General features: G+C 43.6%; 13 protein-coding genes. 5 read left to right on the top strand and 8 right to left on the bottom strand.

Annotated elements, in window-relative coordinates:
* Positions 1–267 precede the first annotated feature (267 nt).
* The gene (locus ACCB35_RS04070; protein WP_374055855.1) at positions 268–4329 is read right to left on the bottom strand and encodes a S8 family serine peptidase; all 4062 of its coding nucleotides are present in this window, start codon (positions 4327–4329) and stop codon (positions 268–270) included.
* A gap of 799 nt (positions 4330–5128) precedes the next feature.
* On the opposite strand from ACCB35_RS04070, the gene ACCB35_RS04065 reads away from it, so the two are divergent.
* The 4 genes from ACCB35_RS04065 (at position 5129) to ACCB35_RS04050 (ending at position 8441) form a co-directional block, all read left to right on the top strand.
* Positions 5129–6673, top strand: coding sequence for a metal ABC transporter solute-binding protein, Zn/Mn family (locus ACCB35_RS04065; RefSeq protein ID WP_374055854.1), 1545 nt, complete (start codon positions 5129–5131; stop codon positions 6671–6673).
* Between the two features lie 481 nt (positions 6674–7154).
* Positions 7155–7955 carry a type II toxin-antitoxin system SpoIISA family toxin gene (locus ACCB35_RS04060; RefSeq protein WP_374055853.1) on the top strand — a complete coding sequence of 267 codons (801 nt, stop codon included), beginning with the start codon at positions 7155–7157 and terminating at the stop codon, positions 7953–7955.
* Between the two features lie 53 nt (positions 7956–8008).
* Positions 8009–8194: a hypothetical protein gene (locus ACCB35_RS04055; protein WP_374055852.1), complete on the top strand. Its 186-nt coding sequence runs from the start codon at positions 8009–8011 to the stop codon at positions 8192–8194.
* A 118-nt stretch (positions 8195–8312) separates the two neighbouring features.
* A complete protein-coding gene (locus ACCB35_RS04050; protein WP_286163102.1) occupies positions 8313–8441 on the top strand; it encodes a hypothetical protein in 129 nt (42 codons plus the stop codon).
* Between the two features lie 369 nt (positions 8442–8810).
* On the opposite strand, the gene ACCB35_RS04045 is transcribed toward ACCB35_RS04050, so the two are convergent.
* From ACCB35_RS04045 to ACCB35_RS04020, 6 genes are all read right to left on the bottom strand, one after another.
* On the bottom strand, positions 8811–9542 hold the full coding sequence (locus tag ACCB35_RS04045; protein WP_374055851.1) for an Ltp family lipoprotein: 732 nt from the start codon (positions 9540–9542) through the stop codon (positions 8811–8813).
* Between the two features lie 286 nt (positions 9543–9828).
* Positions 9829–10935 carry a glycosyltransferase family 2 protein gene (locus tag ACCB35_RS04040; RefSeq protein WP_374055850.1) on the bottom strand — a complete coding sequence of 369 codons (1107 nt, stop codon included), beginning with the start codon at positions 10933–10935 and terminating at the stop codon, positions 9829–9831.
* Between the two features lie 40 nt (positions 10936–10975).
* Entirely contained in the window at positions 10976–11476 is a 501-nt protein-coding gene (locus ACCB35_RS04035; RefSeq protein ID WP_374055849.1) for a glycosyl-4,4'-diaponeurosporenoate acyltransferase, read from the bottom strand.
* A 15-nt stretch (positions 11477–11491) separates the two neighbouring features.
* A complete protein-coding gene (locus ACCB35_RS04030; protein WP_374055848.1) occupies positions 11492–12979 on the bottom strand; it encodes a phytoene desaturase family protein in 1488 nt (495 codons plus the stop codon).
* A 137-nt stretch (positions 12980–13116) separates the two neighbouring features.
* A complete protein-coding gene (locus ACCB35_RS04025) occupies positions 13117–14046 on the bottom strand; it encodes an alpha/beta hydrolase (RefSeq protein ID WP_374055847.1) in 930 nt (309 codons plus the stop codon).
* Positions 14047–14642: 596 nt separating this feature from the next.
* Positions 14643–15869: a DUF819 domain-containing protein gene (locus tag ACCB35_RS04020; RefSeq protein WP_374055846.1), complete on the bottom strand. Its 1227-nt coding sequence runs from the start codon at positions 15867–15869 to the stop codon at positions 14643–14645.
* Between the two features lie 164 nt (positions 15870–16033).
* On the opposite strand from ACCB35_RS04020, the gene ACCB35_RS04015 reads away from it, so the two are divergent.
* Positions 16034–16792, top strand: a complete 759-nt coding sequence (locus tag ACCB35_RS04015) for a uracil-DNA glycosylase family protein (protein ID WP_374055845.1) — start codon at positions 16034–16036, stop codon at positions 16790–16792.
* A gap of 124 nt (positions 16793–16916) precedes the next feature.
* On the opposite strand, the gene ACCB35_RS04010 is transcribed toward ACCB35_RS04015, so the two are convergent.
* Positions 16917–17471, bottom strand: a complete 555-nt coding sequence (locus tag ACCB35_RS04010; protein ID WP_374055844.1) for a hypothetical protein — start codon at positions 17469–17471, stop codon at positions 16917–16919.
* Positions 17472–17705: the final 234 nt, after the last annotated feature.

Genomic DNA, 17705 nt, shown 5'->3' with positions numbered 1-17705 from the left:
TGAATGCGCATTCAAAAATTCATAAAACAATTAGCTTTTGTATACATTGAATACTATCGAATATTCAGATAAATGTAAATAGTAAATTTCGAATATTGTTAAAATTTAAATTCCTTTGATTTTCAGGAGTTTCGGCACTTTCTTCTTGAACAGATACTATCACGAGTAAATCACGCAGGGATAGTTAGAATCAGCAAAGTAAAATCGCGAAACCTCAATAATAGTTATGAGACAAAGGCAACGCCTGCCTTTGTCTCGATTATCTTTTTATTCAATACCTAATTCATTTTTAATATCATCCAAAGACTTTCCTTTATATTTCTCCACTGGTTTGGGGGCTGAATCCACGCCAGGATCTGCTTCAAGGAAGTTGTATTCAACTAATTCGAAGTCCTTCGCATCAACGATTCCGTCGAAATTCAGGTCCGAATGTTGGTCATCTGTTCCCCAGCTGTTTTTCAACTCGATCGCATCCATGATATCAATGACACTGTCCTGGTTGATGTCCCCGGCATCCTGCGTGCGCAGAGGCAAGCCATGCCATGTGCCGACAACCTTATCTTCACGTTGATCATAAATATTGAAAGTGGATTTGACCGGAAAATGTCCAGGGATATTCACTTCAATCTGGAAAGGCTTATCGGTCACTGGGAGCTTTGCTATGAAGTCATTGTTACGGACCATTTCCCCGTCATGTACATTGCCTTCCCAATCGGTCACCTTGATGGAAACGGGAGCATTTGAATAATCTATACTATTGTCATATACTCCGTCGATACCAAAGAATCCTTGGGCCTTAATGTCCCCTCTTATCTCTGAATAGCTGCGCAGCAGTTCCGGATATTGTCCTTCAAAATATCCCTTTAAATTAGTCGTTTGACCATTTACGTCTGTATACTTGCTTGAAAAGGTCGGCGCCGTTACATAGTTCATTCTGTAAAATTTAGCATCCTTCGCTTCAAACGTAACTTCTGCCATTGGAATGTCTCCATTTACTTCCACTTCCGGATTCTCCACATTCAGATGAACATCAAGATGTCTTTTCGAACTGGTTTTTTCCTTGTCCTCATACGTAACCTCAGCATCACCATACTCAAGGAAATCCGGGTGGATCTTCACGTCCGTCAACTCAAGTTGATTGCTGTCGTAATCTACTGAGAAAGATCCCTCTTTCAGTTGCTTCACATTATGAGACGAGAGTGTCATCGTCAGCTTATCGCCAGCCGTGATTTCTTTTTTATTCATGGAAGCAGTGGCGTACTGTATACCTTCTTTTACAAAGCTATTGACAATGGGTCCACCCTGCGCGAAGTTTCCTGCGGAATCGTGTGCGAAGAACCCAACAGGATACCTGCTGAGGATCGGGTTCATCAAGATTTCATCCGAAAGGTTCCCTTCGCCATCCGTAAATAATGCCCCCGATGGATATGGTGATCCATAATGATAGACAATGTAATTATTGGATTGGGATGCTTCCAGTCCCGCTTTCTTCATATCTTCAATGGTCTTATCAAAGAGGGACATGGAGAATGGAACCGTCTCTTGTCCTTCCTTATACTCATACACGCCGGTCGGCAATGTACTTGAAAACTCCGGGGCTGTATTATCAATGAATGTATCCGTTTCTTTCGTGAACGTTTTCCCTTCACTATTGATCCCCACTAATCTTAGCTTGTAGTGACCTTCCGGTGCCAATGCAGGGTTGACTGAAATACGGTTATCTTCATACGGGTAATAGTAACCTGCAAAGGCAGAGTTAATGATGATCCTCTGTCCCTCATTGATTCCTGAAGCATCCATGACTCCGACCAGTCCCATTTCGTTATTCGTCTTCCCGTCGACCAACACGACGCTGATCTGTTCCATAGGTGACTTCAATGTGAAATCCATTGGTGTATAATTGAATATAGCTCCGAATTGATTATTCTCTTTAGTCGAGAAGTTGAAAGCTCTGACTGATTCAAATCCTTCTTCGGAAATTCGGATACCAAATGGGATTTGATATTCTTCAGATGGATTTTCCTCATTCACATAGCGGATATACCCTTCATAGTAACCCTCTTCAGCTGTTTTAGGGATATTTAAGAATACGTTCGTTTTTGTTTTCTTCCCGGCCTTCACCTTAATTTTTTCATCAAAAGATAGATGGATTCCGTTTTTGGAAGCGTCATGGGACAGATTGGTAAACTCCACACTACCATTAAATGTTTTCGTTTCTTCACCGGAATTCTCAATCAAAATCGTACGCTGATCTCTTAGTGATTTTTCAATATATTGAAATCCGAAGCTCATACCCCCGGTCTTCTCATCAATGTTCATTTCTTCTCCATTCATGAGGGTGGTTGTCTCATCAATGACCTGAAAGTTCATATCTGAATGAATGGCTTCATAAGGATCCACCCTGCCGGCGCCAACTTCATAGACACTGTAATCGCCGTTCATAGGATCCGCTGTGTTCATGAATATGGATTTCACATCAGCCGGTTCCAGTTCTTTATTGGATTGTAATAATAGTGCCGCCATCCCGGCTACATGAGGGGATGCCATCGAAGTTCCCGATAACCTTGCATAGGCGTAATCATACGTCCCGTTTTCTTTATCGTTGATATAGGAAGGAACCGTTGATAGTACTCCCACACCAGGGGCAACAATTTCAGGTTTGATATCATAATTCATTCTGGATGGGCCCCTTGAACTGAAATCGGCAAGGCGGTCACCCTCTGTTGTGATGGCCTGCCTATCGCTGAAGGTAAAGGTTTCACCTTCCTGGATGCTTGCCTTCAACGCTTCTCCCTCTGCCTTTGTCAGGGAGAATGTAGGAATAAAATCGACTCCCTCTCCAAGGAAATGAGGGATGTGTCCTTCTTCACCGTTATTGTTGTAAATCATGACGACTTTAGCCCCACGCGCTGCTGCCGCTTTAATCTTATCAACAAACGAAATGTCACCACGGCTGATTAATGCGATATTCCCGGCTACCGGCTTACCGGTAAAATCATTGTTACTGGCAGCAAGCCCAACATCCACAAGCTGCATACTACTACCTTCTAAATCTGCGAGATTATCACTATAGTTTCTGGCCATCAGCTGAAGATTGACGCTTTCTGCCCCATATTGACCTTTGAATGTCGCAATATCAATCGGGACATCACTTGCGCCTACCGTTAAGGCAAGTGCAGCGGTTCCAGGTGAGCCTAATGTAAAGGATTCACTTCCCGCATTACCAGCAGAAACGACAGCCGTCACACCGCTGAGGACAGCATTGTTCACCGCTACAGAAGTCGGATACAGGGGATCATTCACACCGGCACCAAGAGAAAGGTTGATGACATCCATTCCGTCGGCAACGGCACGATCAATCCCTGCAATGACCCCTTCACTCGACCCTCTTCCATAAGGTCCGAGGACACGGTAGCCATAAAGATCTGCTTCAGGCGCAACCCCTTTTATACTATATTCACTTTCATTATCGCCTTCACCGGCAACCGTACCGGCAACATGAGTCCCATGTTCAGTATAATAGGAATTACCATTCGAGAATTCCGGTAAACCGGACTCTTGCCACTCCTGATACGTTGCTTCCATCGGATCATTATCGTTGTCCACGAAGTCATAACCGCCTTTATAGACTTCATCCAAGTCAGGATGGTTATAGTCGATACCTGTATCAAGAACCCCCACTTTAATTCCTTTGCCGGTAAACCCTTCATTATGTAGCTTATCGACTCCTAAGTAAGGAAGGCTTTCCATCATATAATCTTTCGCTGGTCCGTTAGAAGGAGCCTCGGATGGAACGGGTGGATCAATTTGAACTTCGACGTTGCTGTAGACCGCTCTTACCACATCAAGTTTCATTAAATCTTCAATTCTATTAGCAGGAAGTTCCAGGGAAACACCGTTCATGGCGTTTTTATAAGATTGGCCTACGTTGTAACCATTCTTGCTTTTATCCCCGAACATTTTAGCCAATTCGTTTTTGAAGTCTTTTTGATCCTTTTCTACACGCGCCTTTGCTTCACGAGCGTCAAGTGTTTTACCTTCCAGTTTCGCTTTCAACTGAGCGACTTTTTCAGGGTGGTGGTCAAGCTGTACGATGACTTTCACCGAGCTGTCACTTTTAAGGTTAACCGTTCGATCTAAATAAAGACCTTGTTTTTCTACTGACTGGAGCTGCTTATAGTTTTCCAGCTGCTGTGGAGACATGTTGGCAAGTACGGATTCTATTGAAGTTGGTTTTTCTGCAAGGACATTAATTGCAGGGATATTCCCCGAACCGAGCAACAGGCCTGTACCCAATGCATACACTAACATTTTTTTCTTTCGCTTCATTTGCTTATCCATCCCCTTTGTCTTAATTTTCTAACACTTTGAATATAGCATTGGTCACGCCTGTAACCTATTGGGAAATCACTATAGGTATATAGACCTTATTTCAAAGATAAGAAAACGGAAGATGGATGGATAATCAGCCACGTAATTCAGGCTGATTCGTCTGATATACTCTAGTATTGGCCCAGGTTCGTCCCTTCCAGAAACTCCATTTCAAGTGAATTTATAGGATAAAAAAACCAGGACCTATACAGTCATTTTACTTTCCCAACAAGGAATATCTTCTACTTTTCTATTTTATTTTGGGGTTTGTCTAATTCTTGAGATAGGAGGCTATATGTGATTTGAACAAATAACGCACAATACGGTCGGATAACCAAACCAATACGTGTAAGCCTTTAGGGTGCTGGGGTCTGACACCACTACCCTAAACAAAAAATAACCCCAACATCATAACACCGTAGATTAATTTGAAAAGAAATCAGAGCTACATTATGATTGGGGTCATCACTAGCTAGGGTTACCATAAGAAAGAAGATTTAGAACTATCATATGTAAAATTCAATCCAATACACTACTCAACCCCGTCACCACCTCATCCACTTGCAAACTCTCTATCTGACATTCCTCCTTCACATGTTTCATAATCAACATGCTATCCCTCCTCTTTTGTAAGATTACTGCGTTTCCAAGGTACCTGTCCCCTTGGCAACCACCCAACCATAAATCGTAACAATTCCTATTTACAAATCGTAATTGTTACGATATATTATTCTATGAAATCATAAGGAGGATACATATGAAGAAAAAATGGATGGCTTTATTTAGTATAGTAATGGTCCTCTCCCTTGCTGCATGCGGAGAAGATAATGAGACTAATAGTGAGGGACAGGAGGCGTCTTCAACGGATCCGGTGAACATTTTCACTACGGTGTATCCCCTGCAGTTTTTTGCAGAAAGGATTGCTGGAGAAGAAGCGAAAGTTGAATCCCTTTTACCTCCCGGATCGGACTCACATACATATGAGCCCACTTCTAAAGATGTATTGGCCATTGCCGAAGCAGATGCATTTATTATGAATGGTGCAGGGATGGAGGCGTATGCGGACAAAATTACCGAGGCTGTAGAGGCTGAAGATGTGAAAGTCGTTGAAGCATCTGAAGGGATTGAGATGAATGAAGGAGCCGATGACCACGATCATGAAGAAGATCATGACCACGGAGACCTTGATCCTCACGTATGGCTGGATCCAATCCGCTCCATTGAAATGGCAGAGAACATTAAGAACGTATTAGTAGAATTGAAACCTGAACAAGAGACACTATTCAATGAAAACTTTGAAACACTCAAGGCTGACCTTGAAGCTCTTGATCAGGAGTTCTCCACTGAACTGGAAGCAACATCAGGCAATCACTTTATCGTCTCTCACGCCGCTTATGGCTATTGGGAAGAGGCGTATGGTGTACACCAGATTGCTGTTTCGGGACTCAGCCCGACACATGAACCGTCTCAGAAAGAACTCCAGACCATTGTTGAGACAGCTAAAGAATATGGATTAAAGCATATCTTTTTTGAGCAGAACATCACAACGAAAATCGCTGGAGTCGTAAGGGATGAAATAGGTGCAGAAACACTCAGACTCCATAACCTGTCTGTACTCACAGAGGAAGATATTGAAAAGGATGAAGACTATTTTACCCTGATGAGACGTAACCTGAAACAGCTGCAGACAGCATTGGAACAGGCACCTGCCATAGAACCGGAAGAGCACGACCATGATCATAGCCATGAATTAGATGAAGAAGCCCAGAAAATTTATGATGGGTACTTTGAAGATGAGCAAGTGAAAGATCGTGAGCTATCTGACTGGGAAGGTGACTGGCAATCCGTTTACCCTTATTTACTGGATGGGACCCTCGATGAAGTATTTGCTCACAAAGCAGAAGACGGCGATAAGACGGCGGAAGAGTATAAAGAGTACTATACCATCGGATACAAAACGGGCGTCGAGCGCATCAAGATTGATGGGGATACGTTCACCTTCTTTGAAAATGGGAAAAAATCGTCTGGACACTATACCTATGACGGATATGAAATTCTAACCTATGAGAAGGGGAACCGTGGAGTGCGCTATATCTTCAAGCTTACTGACGAGGCGGAAGGAAAGATGCCAACCTACATCCAGTTTAGTGATCACAGCATTGCCCCAACCGATTCACACCACTATCACTTGTATTGGGGAGATGACCGGGAAGCGCTGCTTGAGGAAGTCGTGAACTGGCCAACCTATTTCCCTTCTGACTTGAGCGGTGAGGAAATCGCTGATGAAATGATGATGCATTGATTTAACCTCCTTGAGAAAAATATCTGATAGGATTATATCCGGTGACCCATTAGGGCACCGGATATTTTTGTAGAGAGAAGTGATTTTCGTACATTTAAAATAGTGTATACATTGATACTGGTCCTTACCATTAATGAAATGTTGAAATGCACAAGGGTGAGTCAATATTAAAGGAAGCCTCTTGAATAAATAGTGGCTCCCTTCTTTATCAATGATTTTAATTTAGTGATTCGCGATCTTCACTTCCACTTCATTCGCCGTCTTGAGAACCCACAGGGACATGTACTCCGGTCTATTTTCAGAAAAAAAAACGCGGTACCTGCTTTTCTGGTGCATCGACCGTAGCTGATTCAGACTACCCAAGGAAAATAAATGGAATCATCAACCTATTTTCCGGTAAGATAAAATAGACAGATAGTTTACTGAAAATTAGAATAATAGATTGTGAGACAGGAAACGATATAAGCAATGGAGGGTAGATATGGCGTTTAAAATTTACATCGCGGTTTTTTTCATTTTTCAACCATTAGAATATCATTTGTCTCTGCGGACACTGCGGAAAACCCTGTATACATTGTTTATAGGAGCGATATCCATCGGTTTGTTGATGGATGAACTCCAATTGTCTAATTGGGAGTTTATCTTGACCTTGACTGCAATCGTGATTTTTATGGATTTAGCCATTCTTCTTACTCCGAGCATTATGAAAATTTGGAGTGCCGAGTTTCAATACACCGATTATGTGGAAGATATCATCAAGACCAATGACAAGATCCATAAAGCTATGGTCTACCGGGTTGAAGCAGTCTCTGAAATGATCCAGAAAAACAATGAGCTTCTCTTTTCCTCAAGAAGTTACACGGAACAAGAGTTGAAAAACTATCTGGATATGTATGCCGAGAAGTTCGGATTCAACGTGCAGATTCACCGGGTCCGGGATATAGAGTTTTCAGCAGAGGATGTAGATCCGGCCGTGATAGGAGGATTGGCTGCTGATGAGATCCAAGTGCTTGTCGAAGCCTACCGCTTAACAGAAGGAATCAGGATGACAGTAGAACAAATCAAGACCATTAATAATTTTGACTTAAACAGTGAAGAAGAAGATGTAGAAAGCCTGGCACAATCAGCTGTCGTGTCCCTTGTTGATGACGAAAGCATGCTTGTACCGGTATTTATGAATACAGACCAGTTCATTATCGTCTTAAAAAAGGAAATGGGTGATGTGTTAGAGGTAGATGCGATCCACATCACCAATTTAATCTATCTCTTCTATTCGCTTTAAAACGAACCGTGGTATAATGATAGAAAGACCACTTCATAAAGGGAGGGTTTAACATGATCGGGCAATTTAAAGAAAAAGAATCAAGAAATGGCAAAGTGATCACGGTAAACGGCCGGCGGGTGAAAGTGTCAGCCACTGCTTCCAGAGTGACCCATCTATCTGAGAAATCAACGAGCAAAATGTCTCGGAATGTCCAGCAGTTGAATAAAAAGGTGCTGCAATTTATCAACAATCAATAGAAGTCACAAGACGCGCAGGAAGCATAATCATGCATCCTGCTTTTTTAATTGGTTGTATACTTCTTCCCACTCCTGAATAAGATGGATAGTAATGAAACCCTGACAGGAGGGAAAAAACATGGACAAGAATCCTAATAAGAAGCCAACCCCCAAAAAAGTCACGCATCTCAAAGGCGAAACCAAAATAGATAAAAAGAATAAAGAAGCACTGAAAGTCATTAAGTCAATTAAAGGGATGTTTGGGTAAGGTAGTGGATAGACAGCAGGATGGAATCATTCTAAAAAGAATATGAAACATAAAAAAGCAAGCATGGAGCTCGCTTTTTTTTATGTATATATGGCCGTGACTGCTATGTCCAAAATAAAAAGCCCCTAAGCATACTTACGGGTTCGGTTTTGGAGTTGTCAGTAAAATGCAGCTGATCTTAGGGATTACTTAGAGAAAACCTCCGAAGTACAGTATGAAGAAAAAGGAAAAAGAGCTTCCTGAATGTTCCACGATGTCTTTTTCCTTTTATAAGTTTATGTTTCTCTTTTTGTAAAAAAATAGTGTCTCCCCTTTGAACGGTAACGTTTTACTATGTTAAGGGTCAAACACTAACTTATGTTTAAGATTTTATTCAGTTAAATGTTGAATAGCGTAATCCGCTTCCTCTTGAGTGAACTGTTCGCCGTATTCAGAAACCAATTGGTCTCGTATCGCTTCTGGTGACATGGCCATGGAGTCTTGATAACTTTTTGCTTTTTCCAAGGCGTTCTTCTTAAAATCGGCTTTCATTGTATCAATCGCATATAGTGCTTCTTCCGCAGTGAACTGTTCACCGTTCTCTGAAACAAGTTGATCATAGATGCCTTGCTTCGACATGTACATCGTATCAGAGTAAGATTCCGCCTTTTTCAAAGCATTATCCTTCCAATCATATTCAAGGTTTTCCATGGCATACGCAGCCGCTTCCTCGGAAAACTTTTCACCATACTCTGAAACTAATTGGTTGTGAATCGCTGCTTTGGACATATTCATGATCTCTGCGTATGTTTCCGCTTTCATCAAAGCGGATGTATGTTCTGCGGGAACATCATCTTCCACTTTTGCTTCTTCTTTTTTGGGTTCCTCTGTTTTTGGCTCTTCGGTTTTAGGCTCCTCTTTTTTAGTTTCCTCTTTTTTCTCTTCTGACTCTTTTGGCTCAACCGCCACGGGTTCGGTAGCTTCTGACTTGACTTCCTTTTCCTTCGTATCAACCGTCTCAGTATCATTCCCACCAAAAGCTGCTGCCACAATCAGGATAACAATGACCCAGACCCACCACTTTCTATAGAACGGTTTTTTCTTTTTTGGTGATTCCCCCACTATCTGTACCCCCTTCATATAGTAAGCTTACATAGGTAGTATATTTTCCTTACTTATCAAACATGCAGGGAACCAAGGGGACAGGGGGTAACTTCGACTTGGCTTCCTTGGTCTCAAAAAAAACACAGCATCCGGGATCGAATGCTGCGTTTTACTTTCACTTCAGAAAATTCTCTCTCAGTTCACATTAAACCAGAAAACCACAGGAAGCATGGGGACGGGACGGTTCCCATGCTTCCTTTTTATTCGAACCGAAGCAAAACCGGCCCCTTGCTTCCAAAGCCCTTCACACCTTTATCTTCCGCCCCTTCCATTTCACAGAATGAAACACATTCACCCGGACAAAAGAATAAAGGAAAATCACGGCGAAGAATAAAAAGAAAAGCGGATATATAGGGAAATACCCCCATCTGAAATTCCCGACCCTGCGGGCAAACCATGCCGTTTGAACGGCATAGAGGATATACAATACCCCATAGACGATCAGAGCGGCAGTACTTCCCTCTATCATCGAAGAGATCAATGAAGACGCGCTGGTCAAACTTCCAGTAATCCAGAGGATGACCAACAACATGACAGCGGGATGAGTGGACTTGGAACCAACGGCAAAACTCTTGCACCAGCCTTCGATCAGGCTTCCCACCCCTTCCGGATACATGCGGAAGGAAATGATCCCCCTGCCGCCCAGGCAGCGAACGGGAAGGTTCTGATCCAAAAAGGCCTCTCCCAGTGCCAGATCATCCATGATGGCCCCCTCGATCTTTTCATGCCCTCCGGATAAAAAGTAATCGTCGCGATTACATAGAATGCATGGACCGAACGATCCGGCGGCTTTGAACCGAGATCCCCAGACGGTGAATAGATTCATCCCTACCACCACGATGATGTTAAAGACAATGGAGAGATGCTCATACACACGCTCCACTGTGTGATAGGGCTGCAAGGCGAGAATACCCCTTGCTCCCTTTCCCTGGTAATAATGAATAAGATTACGTAATCCATCCACACTGGTGAATCGGGTATCGGCATCCAGGAAGAGCAACCAGGTCCCCTTTGCCTCCTTGGCACCGCGCCAGCAGGCAGACGACTTCCCCGCCCCTTTATTCTGCAGGATCGTGACACCGTAGTTTTCTGCGACCTCAACAGTTCGATCAGATGAATCATCATCCACCAACAGAACCTCAAATCCCCTGAATCGCTGCTCCTGCAACGACTTTAATAACGGGGAAATCCTGCCTTCTTCATTCCTGGCAGGGATAATGATGGACAGAAACGGCAAACCGGCCGTACTTCTTGAGATGAAACCTGGAACCGGCAAGGACCAAAACATGATCATGCCAATGATCACCCCCAGGACACCCAAGATGAGATTGATTACTTCTGAAGCGGTCATGCCATCTCCCTCCTTCTTCTAGAATAGCGCCAATCCCCGTTCAACTTTTATGTAGTCTTTTCTTTCCAACACCTGACGTAATCGCCGATATCCGCCCCCGATTGTACCGCTGAACCACAATAATCGGAAGGTTGAAAACAAGGGCATACAGGACCATCCCCCATCCTGCCCATACAGGATTCCATATGAAGAACAGTGGAGCAGGAAGAATGGAGAGCCAATGGGTTAGTTCCGCACGTTTCGCTTCTGCGGCAAACACCATCAAGTCCCTCGACTTCGTTCCATGCAGCCCCTTTTTACTGTATCCCTTTTTGAAAAAAATCGTGCCATCCAGAATTAATCCCTTCCACGCTTTCACACGGAATATACGCTGCCACAATGCCCCGGACTGTTCAAAAGGGAACGTCCGGAACCAGAAATGGTCTTTCATAAACCACGTCAACGGCAGTTTCAAACAAACGGCCGAAATGGCGAGATGAAAGAACGTCCAGGCAATCACATCAATGAGGATGATCCAATGGTCAGGAAGTGAGACGATCATGACATCACCCCTTTTTTATCCAGAATCCCTCTCCATAATTTTCTCTCCGACAAGCTGGCCGCTTAAGGTAACCATCGGCATTCCACCTCCGGGGTTCACCGTCCCCCCAACAAAATAGAGGTTGTCGTACCTTTCACTCTGTTTCGGATGCTTCAACCCTTTATTCTTCTTACTGTCTGACACGGTCCCATAAATCGCACCTCGGTCGGAGCCATACGTACGCCTGATATCTTCCGGTGTCCACATGTCCCTCGTGACAATGTTCTCACGCAAGCCATCGAGGCCCATCTTCTCCAGCTTGATCAGGACCCGTTCTGCGAATTGTTCATAGTCGGCTTGAGTATACGGATTCTCATCCCGGATAAACGGAATGTGAGGAAGCACTTTGATGTTTTCATGTCCTGGAGGGGCCTGTGTCGGATCGGTCTTATTGACATTGACGAGATAAATGACCGGGTCTTCCGGCAGTTCATGGCGGTGGAAAATCGATTCCATTTGCTCTTTCATATTTTCGGCAAAAAAGAAATTGTGATGACGGAGCTGCGGATAACTCTTCTTCACACCGAGGTGCATGACAAGGCCGGAACTCGCCGGTTCGAATTTCTTTTTTAATTTATGAATATAATCGCCGTCTTCCTCCAGTAACCGCTCGTACACTGGTATGACTTCCATATTGGACACATAATGATCGGCCGTCACCCGTGTCCCGTCTTCCAAAACGGCTCCTGTGATGTCGCCATCCTTCTTGTCTAGTTTGACGATCTGCCTTCCGAGGTGAAAGGTCACCCCCACTTCTTCCGCCAGCTTCACAAGAGCATCCGCGAGCTTGTGCAAACCGCCGGGAACGTACCATGCTCCCTGCTCATGCTGCATGTAGATCATCATATTCATCACGGCCGGCGCATCGTAAGGGGACGAACCCACATACTTGATAAAATAAGAGAGCATATCGCGAAACTGCTCATGACTGATCCGCTTATCGAGGGATTTATGCACCGTGGACATCAGGTCAATGTTCTTCAAGACACTGAACAGTCCCGCCTGCTTGACGATTCCTCTGGCCGTATCCGCACCTTTAAATAAGGTTTTATCCGTCATATCGTAATGGGTCTTCGAATGCTCCAGCAGACGCTGATATTCACGAATGTCCTTTTCACTGAGAGAGGCATTTTTCTCCCGCATGTCGTTCATATCTTCATACAAGTCTATGACATTTCCATCGGGGAAGAAGGAACGCCATTGATGATCCAGCCTTTCAATCTGGACATAATCCTTCATCGATTTCCCGCTGGCCGCAAACAATTTCTCAAAGATCTGGGGCATCGTCAAAATGGACGGGCCGAGATCAAAACCAAAGCCGTCTTGCTCGAGCCTGTTCAACTTTCCTCCAATGTGATCGTTTTTTTCATATAAGGAGACATCGTATCCCGCCTGTGCGAGTGTTATGGCAGCCGACACCCCGCCGAGTCCGCCTCCAATGATAAGTACCGTTTTATTTTTCAATGGTCACCGTTCCTCCTGTTCGGAAATCTTGTTTGGAGTATGTATGGTTATCTAAACACATTCAACATCTGCCTGGCCTTGTGCCAGTGCTTTTTCCAATACATCAAGTCTGTATCCTCCACACTTGTTTTATACCCTCACTGCCTATAAGAAAAAACGTTGAATGTGTTTGGGTCATGGTTCAATGGAGGGGCTTCAGCCACAGCTTTGATTTTGCCTGCGATCAATTGCCATGCCTCTTCTGCTCTTCCTTTCGGTCCCAGATGGGTAAACGCATGGGCACAGCCCCTGAATATCGCCTCTTGAACGTTCACCCCTGCTGCTTTCAATTTCTCCGCATAACATTCGGCTTCCGGCCTGAATGCATCGGACTCGGCTATGAGAATCAGGGCTGCGGCTAATCGGCCGCTAACCTCGGCTCGGACAGGGGAAGCGAGAAGATGCCCCGCTTGTCCCTTCCCCGGGACGTAACACATATGGATAAAATGGGCTGCTTTAGGAAAACGGGAACGCCACTTGTCTGGTTCCGGCTTCTCAGCATGAGAGGTGACAAAATCCAGCATAGGGCACGATAGCACTTGAAGCAGGGGCTGCTCGTCCCCCTTCTCTTCAAGATAGAGGCAAAGGGCTGCCGCAATATTTCCGCCTGAGCTTTGTCCGCCAACCATGACCTTTTCTCTCTCAATGCCCAATTCCTCCGCTCTTCCCTTCACCCATTGAATGATGTCATAACCCTGTTCAATGGCTTTCGGAAAAGGATACTCGGGTGCTTTGCCATATTCCACATTCAGAACAACACATTCGGCCTGATTCGCCAGGTAACGGCAATAGGGATCATCCATCTCCTTATCATTCATGATGAACGCCCCGCCATGGAAGTTGATATAGAGAGGGAGCTTTTTCTGTTTTGCTGCCAAAGGATAATAGAAAGAAACATAAGTGGGCCCGACAGAGGTTTCAACTAACACATCTTTTTTCATTCGTACATTCTGCCGGGGGATCATAGGTGTTTTGGTGGATTGATCAGGAAAGAGGCGCAGTAACTTTGCCATCATGACACGGAACATGAACATTACCTCCTTTGGTAGTATAGTAGCTGACATTTTTTAAGGCGTGCTGCTCCGGGAATGAGGGGTATCCGTCTTTCATTCCTGAAAAAGTATGTACGGCCGACATTTCAGGAAGTATGTAGAGATTTTGATATTCATAGATAAGGATCATTAGGCCATCTACTATCTAGTATTCCACGAAAAAGTAGGATACCCCTTCTTTATAGATGAACCGAGGATGGTTCTTACCTCATTTTCTGATAGATACTGTGAACTCAGAATGTGGTTCATAAGAAGTAAAAGGTGAAGTGTGCATCGTACCCACTCCATACTATCCATCCAGCCCCGGATACACGACTGTCCCATCCTCTTCAGGAATATAATCTCTGTATAGGTAAAACGAGAGACACGCGGCTCTTGGTTTCCTATACCCGTCCGCTTACTTTAATAGTCTTTGTTTGCATAACTTTGTCCCACAGGGGAAGGAGAAAATGGATTGTGTATCTCCCTTCAAGATCTCCTTGATCTGTTCTGTTAACCTAAGGGGATCAAAACCGATCTTTTGCGGTCATAAGAATGACAAAAGCCCGCAAAGAACTGCGGGCAAGAGCCATTTACATTAAACCAGAAAACCACAATCCAAGCGTCGTCCCAATATAATTCCCAATAATATAACCCAACGTCCCCACAACAAGTATCGGTCCAATCAAATCCTTCCACCCTTTCGCAATGGCCATCGCAGCAGCCGTTGTCGGTCCTCCGACATTGGCATTGCTCGCCAGAAGGATTTCTTCAAGGTCATACTTTAAAAGCTTTCCGGCAGTAAGTGATACAGCCAGATTCACTACCACAATAATGAACACAAATACGAGCAGCAGCGGAGCATTTTGAACAATGAGTGGGATCGATGCCGGAATACCAATCACCACAAAGAACAAGTATATGAGGAACGTCCCGATTTCCTGGCTTCCATTAATCGATTCAAAATACTTCGGAAACAGGGCAAGTGCCAGGAATGTCAATGTCGTCAACATTAAGTACTTGTCTCCGAACAATCCATTCAGCAAATTGAGAAAGAAAGACGTCTCGTCACCGGAAGGAATCACCCCGTCCAGAAATTCGGCGATTTTAAATGAAACCATCACGAGCAGGAAGGCAGTCCCTACAGACAGCGCAATATCCTTTAGAGAGATATCCTTTCGCTCCCAAAAGCTTTCCGCGAGTGTCTTCCCCTCTTCCCTGATCCTTCCGCCCTCCACTTTTTCCACATGTGGTGCGTTAAAGCGTCTTCTGAAAAAGCTCATGGCCGGAATCATCATCAGAACGATGAAATAAATCGCCATCATTAAATTGTCTGCGACCACGGCGGAAGAAACCATTTCCCCAGGTGCTTCGAACTTTGCTGCCATGGCTGCAAAATTGACCCCACCGCCAACATAAGATGCACTGAGCATGGCGCCAATCTTATCAAGGACTGGTATATGATCCTTTAACAAAAAGAAACCGATGATCACCCCTGCAACCGTACCGACGGAGCTGATCAAGAAAAGAATCAACAAACGTCCGCTTTCCTGCCAGATCTTTTTAAAGTTCACATGAAAAAGCAGCAGCGGAATCGCGAGCGGAATGATAAATGTCCAGACAGCATCATAAACCGGTGACGCAGTAGGAATAACTCCCGTATTTGATAGAATAATAGCCCCGATCAGCGCAATAATGGCACCAGAAATCTTTGCCGCCCAATTGTAGCGCTGTTCTAAAATAATGCTCACCGAAGCCCAAACGACAATGATTCCCCACAACGTCACGTAATCATCGGCTTTAATTAACGTCTGCTCCAAAACGTTTCCTCCTTTTTACAGTTTTTCCTCACTATCAATATAGTACCTATATTAGGTGGAAAATTCAAAATATTATCGATAGGGGAGGCAGCTTATCAATCCCACCCCCTACATTTTCCAAATCGTGTATACTAATAACAGATGAATCATTAGGAGGAAATACATTGTCTATAGCGGCCTACTCAAAGTTCAATCAATATAAAAATAAAATCCACTCATTATCTGCACCGACATTAAATGAATCTCTTATGAATGAAACATTCCTATTAGAAAAAGATTCAAAAAAGAAACTTGAAATCTACTATGCTCCTTTTGAACACCTAAACGAACAGGCGAAAGTAGTCATCGTCGGAATTACCCCAGGCCTTCATCAAATGAAAAAGTCATTTGAAACAGTATGGAACTTAAAAGATGAGAACCTTACAGACGAGGAAGTCTTACACGAAGTCAAAAAGAACTCGAGCTTTGAAGGTCCGATGAGAAAGAACCTCATCAACATGTTGGATGAACTTAATCTTCCCAATTACATAGGGATTACATCAACAAGTGAGCTTTTTGAATCATCCAGCCATTTAGTTCAAACCACTTCTGTTCTTCCTTATCCTGTTTTCTATAATGGTAAGAACTATAGTGGTTCCACACCGAACATAGTGAAGACAGATGTCCTCCGAGAACTCATACTTCAATCGTTCCCAAAAGAAATGGAGCATCTGAATAACCCACTGATCGTTCCTTTAGGTGTGAACGTTTCTAAAGCCCTGACTTATCTTTCAGAAGAAGGTCTTATTGATTCTAAGTCCATTTTAAACGGCTTCCCTCATCCTTCTGGAGGAAATGGGCATCGGCATAGGCAGTTTGCTGAGAATAAACAGGAGATGGTGGAGAAAATGGATGCGTATTTTAATAAGGTTCAGCTAACTTAGGGGCGGGTGAATAACAAGCATCTGTTGCATGATTTGGAGGATCAATGAGTTATGCAACTGATGCTTGTGAAAAAAATTTTCTACATATAAAAAAAAGCATCCTATAACAGAATGCTTCACTACATCATCTTAATCTTTCTTCAATCGTCATAGTTGGAAAGTAATCCCCAAAATCATTTGTTTCTTTCTCCATACGGTTCATACTAACTGTACCGATATTTGAATATGTAATCGTTAGGATATCCCAGCCTTCATGATTCAATAATTCATCGGATAATTGACTATATCTTGTAACGGCCATATCCTTACCCGAGAACATGTCATTTGGTGCTAAATCAATCGTGGCTTTGATTTCTCCATTCTCAACAGAAACATTGGATAATACATCGCCTTCCCCAATTGAGTAGTAATCAATGATTTCTTTCACTTCTTCCTCGGTAAGAGGTTCAGTTGATTCTACTTCTTGAGTCGCCTCTTCTGTTACCGTTTCATCAGCTGCTGCTTCCTCGGGTTCTTCTACTGGTTCTTCTACTGGTTCTTCAGTTGATGAATCCTCTTCTTGAACTTTCTCTTCAACGGGTTCCTCTGCGGTTTGTGATTCTTTGTTCACTGGTTCCTCCGAATTACAAGCAGCTAAGAATAGTAGAGCAACAGTCAAAATAAATAGTATTTTTTTCATAAGCATTTCCCTCCCCGAAATATTATATGTGAGAGATGGGCTTAGAGCAATTAGATTTTCAAGTCTTTTATTATCATAATTTAATAACTTGAGAGCCTACCATTAGGGTTTGGACGGTCTTTGCTTTCTTTTAGATCAGGACGGAAGCAACAGAGTCGTTTCTATGCTTCACCCTTGGTAACCTATTGAAAACAAACAAAAAAATCATCCAGAATCTTTTCTGAATGATTTTTT

The sequence above is a fragment of the Rossellomorea sp. FM04394 genome (assembly GCF_041889765.1).
Lineage (GTDB): Bacteria > Bacillota > Bacilli > Bacillales > Bacillaceae_B > Rossellomorea > Rossellomorea aquimaris_B.
Note: the sequence above shows the minus strand (reverse complement) of the source record. Positions and strands in the feature narration are given on the sequence as shown.

Coding starts and splice junctions, on each gene's coding strand:
- ACCB35_RS04055 (WP_374055852.1), top strand. CDS start 8,009: ATGATCGGGCAATTTAAAGAAAAAGAATCAAGAAATGGCAAAGTGATC.
- ACCB35_RS04025 (WP_374055847.1), bottom strand. CDS start 14,046: ATGTTCCGTGTCATGATGGCAAAGTTACTGCGCCTCTTTCCTGATCAA.
- ACCB35_RS04035 (WP_374055849.1), bottom strand. CDS start 11,476: ATGATCGTCTCACTTCCTGACCATTGGATCATCCTCATTGATGTGATT.
- ACCB35_RS04060 (WP_374055853.1), top strand. CDS start 7,155: ATGGCGTTTAAAATTTACATCGCGGTTTTTTTCATTTTTCAACCATTA.
- ACCB35_RS04065 (WP_374055854.1), top strand. CDS start 5,129: ATGAAGAAAAAATGGATGGCTTTATTTAGTATAGTAATGGTCCTCTCC.
- ACCB35_RS04040 (WP_374055850.1), bottom strand. CDS start 10,935: ATGACCGCTTCAGAAGTAATCAATCTCATCTTGGGTGTCCTGGGGGTG.
- ACCB35_RS04010 (WP_374055844.1), bottom strand. CDS start 17,471: ATGAAAAAAATACTATTTATTTTGACTGTTGCTCTACTATTCTTAGCT.
- ACCB35_RS04050 (WP_286163102.1), top strand. CDS start 8,313: ATGGACAAGAATCCTAATAAGAAGCCAACCCCCAAAAAAGTCACGCAT.
- ACCB35_RS04070 (WP_374055855.1), bottom strand. CDS start 4,329: ATGAAGCGAAAGAAAAAAATGTTAGTGTATGCATTGGGTACAGGCCTG.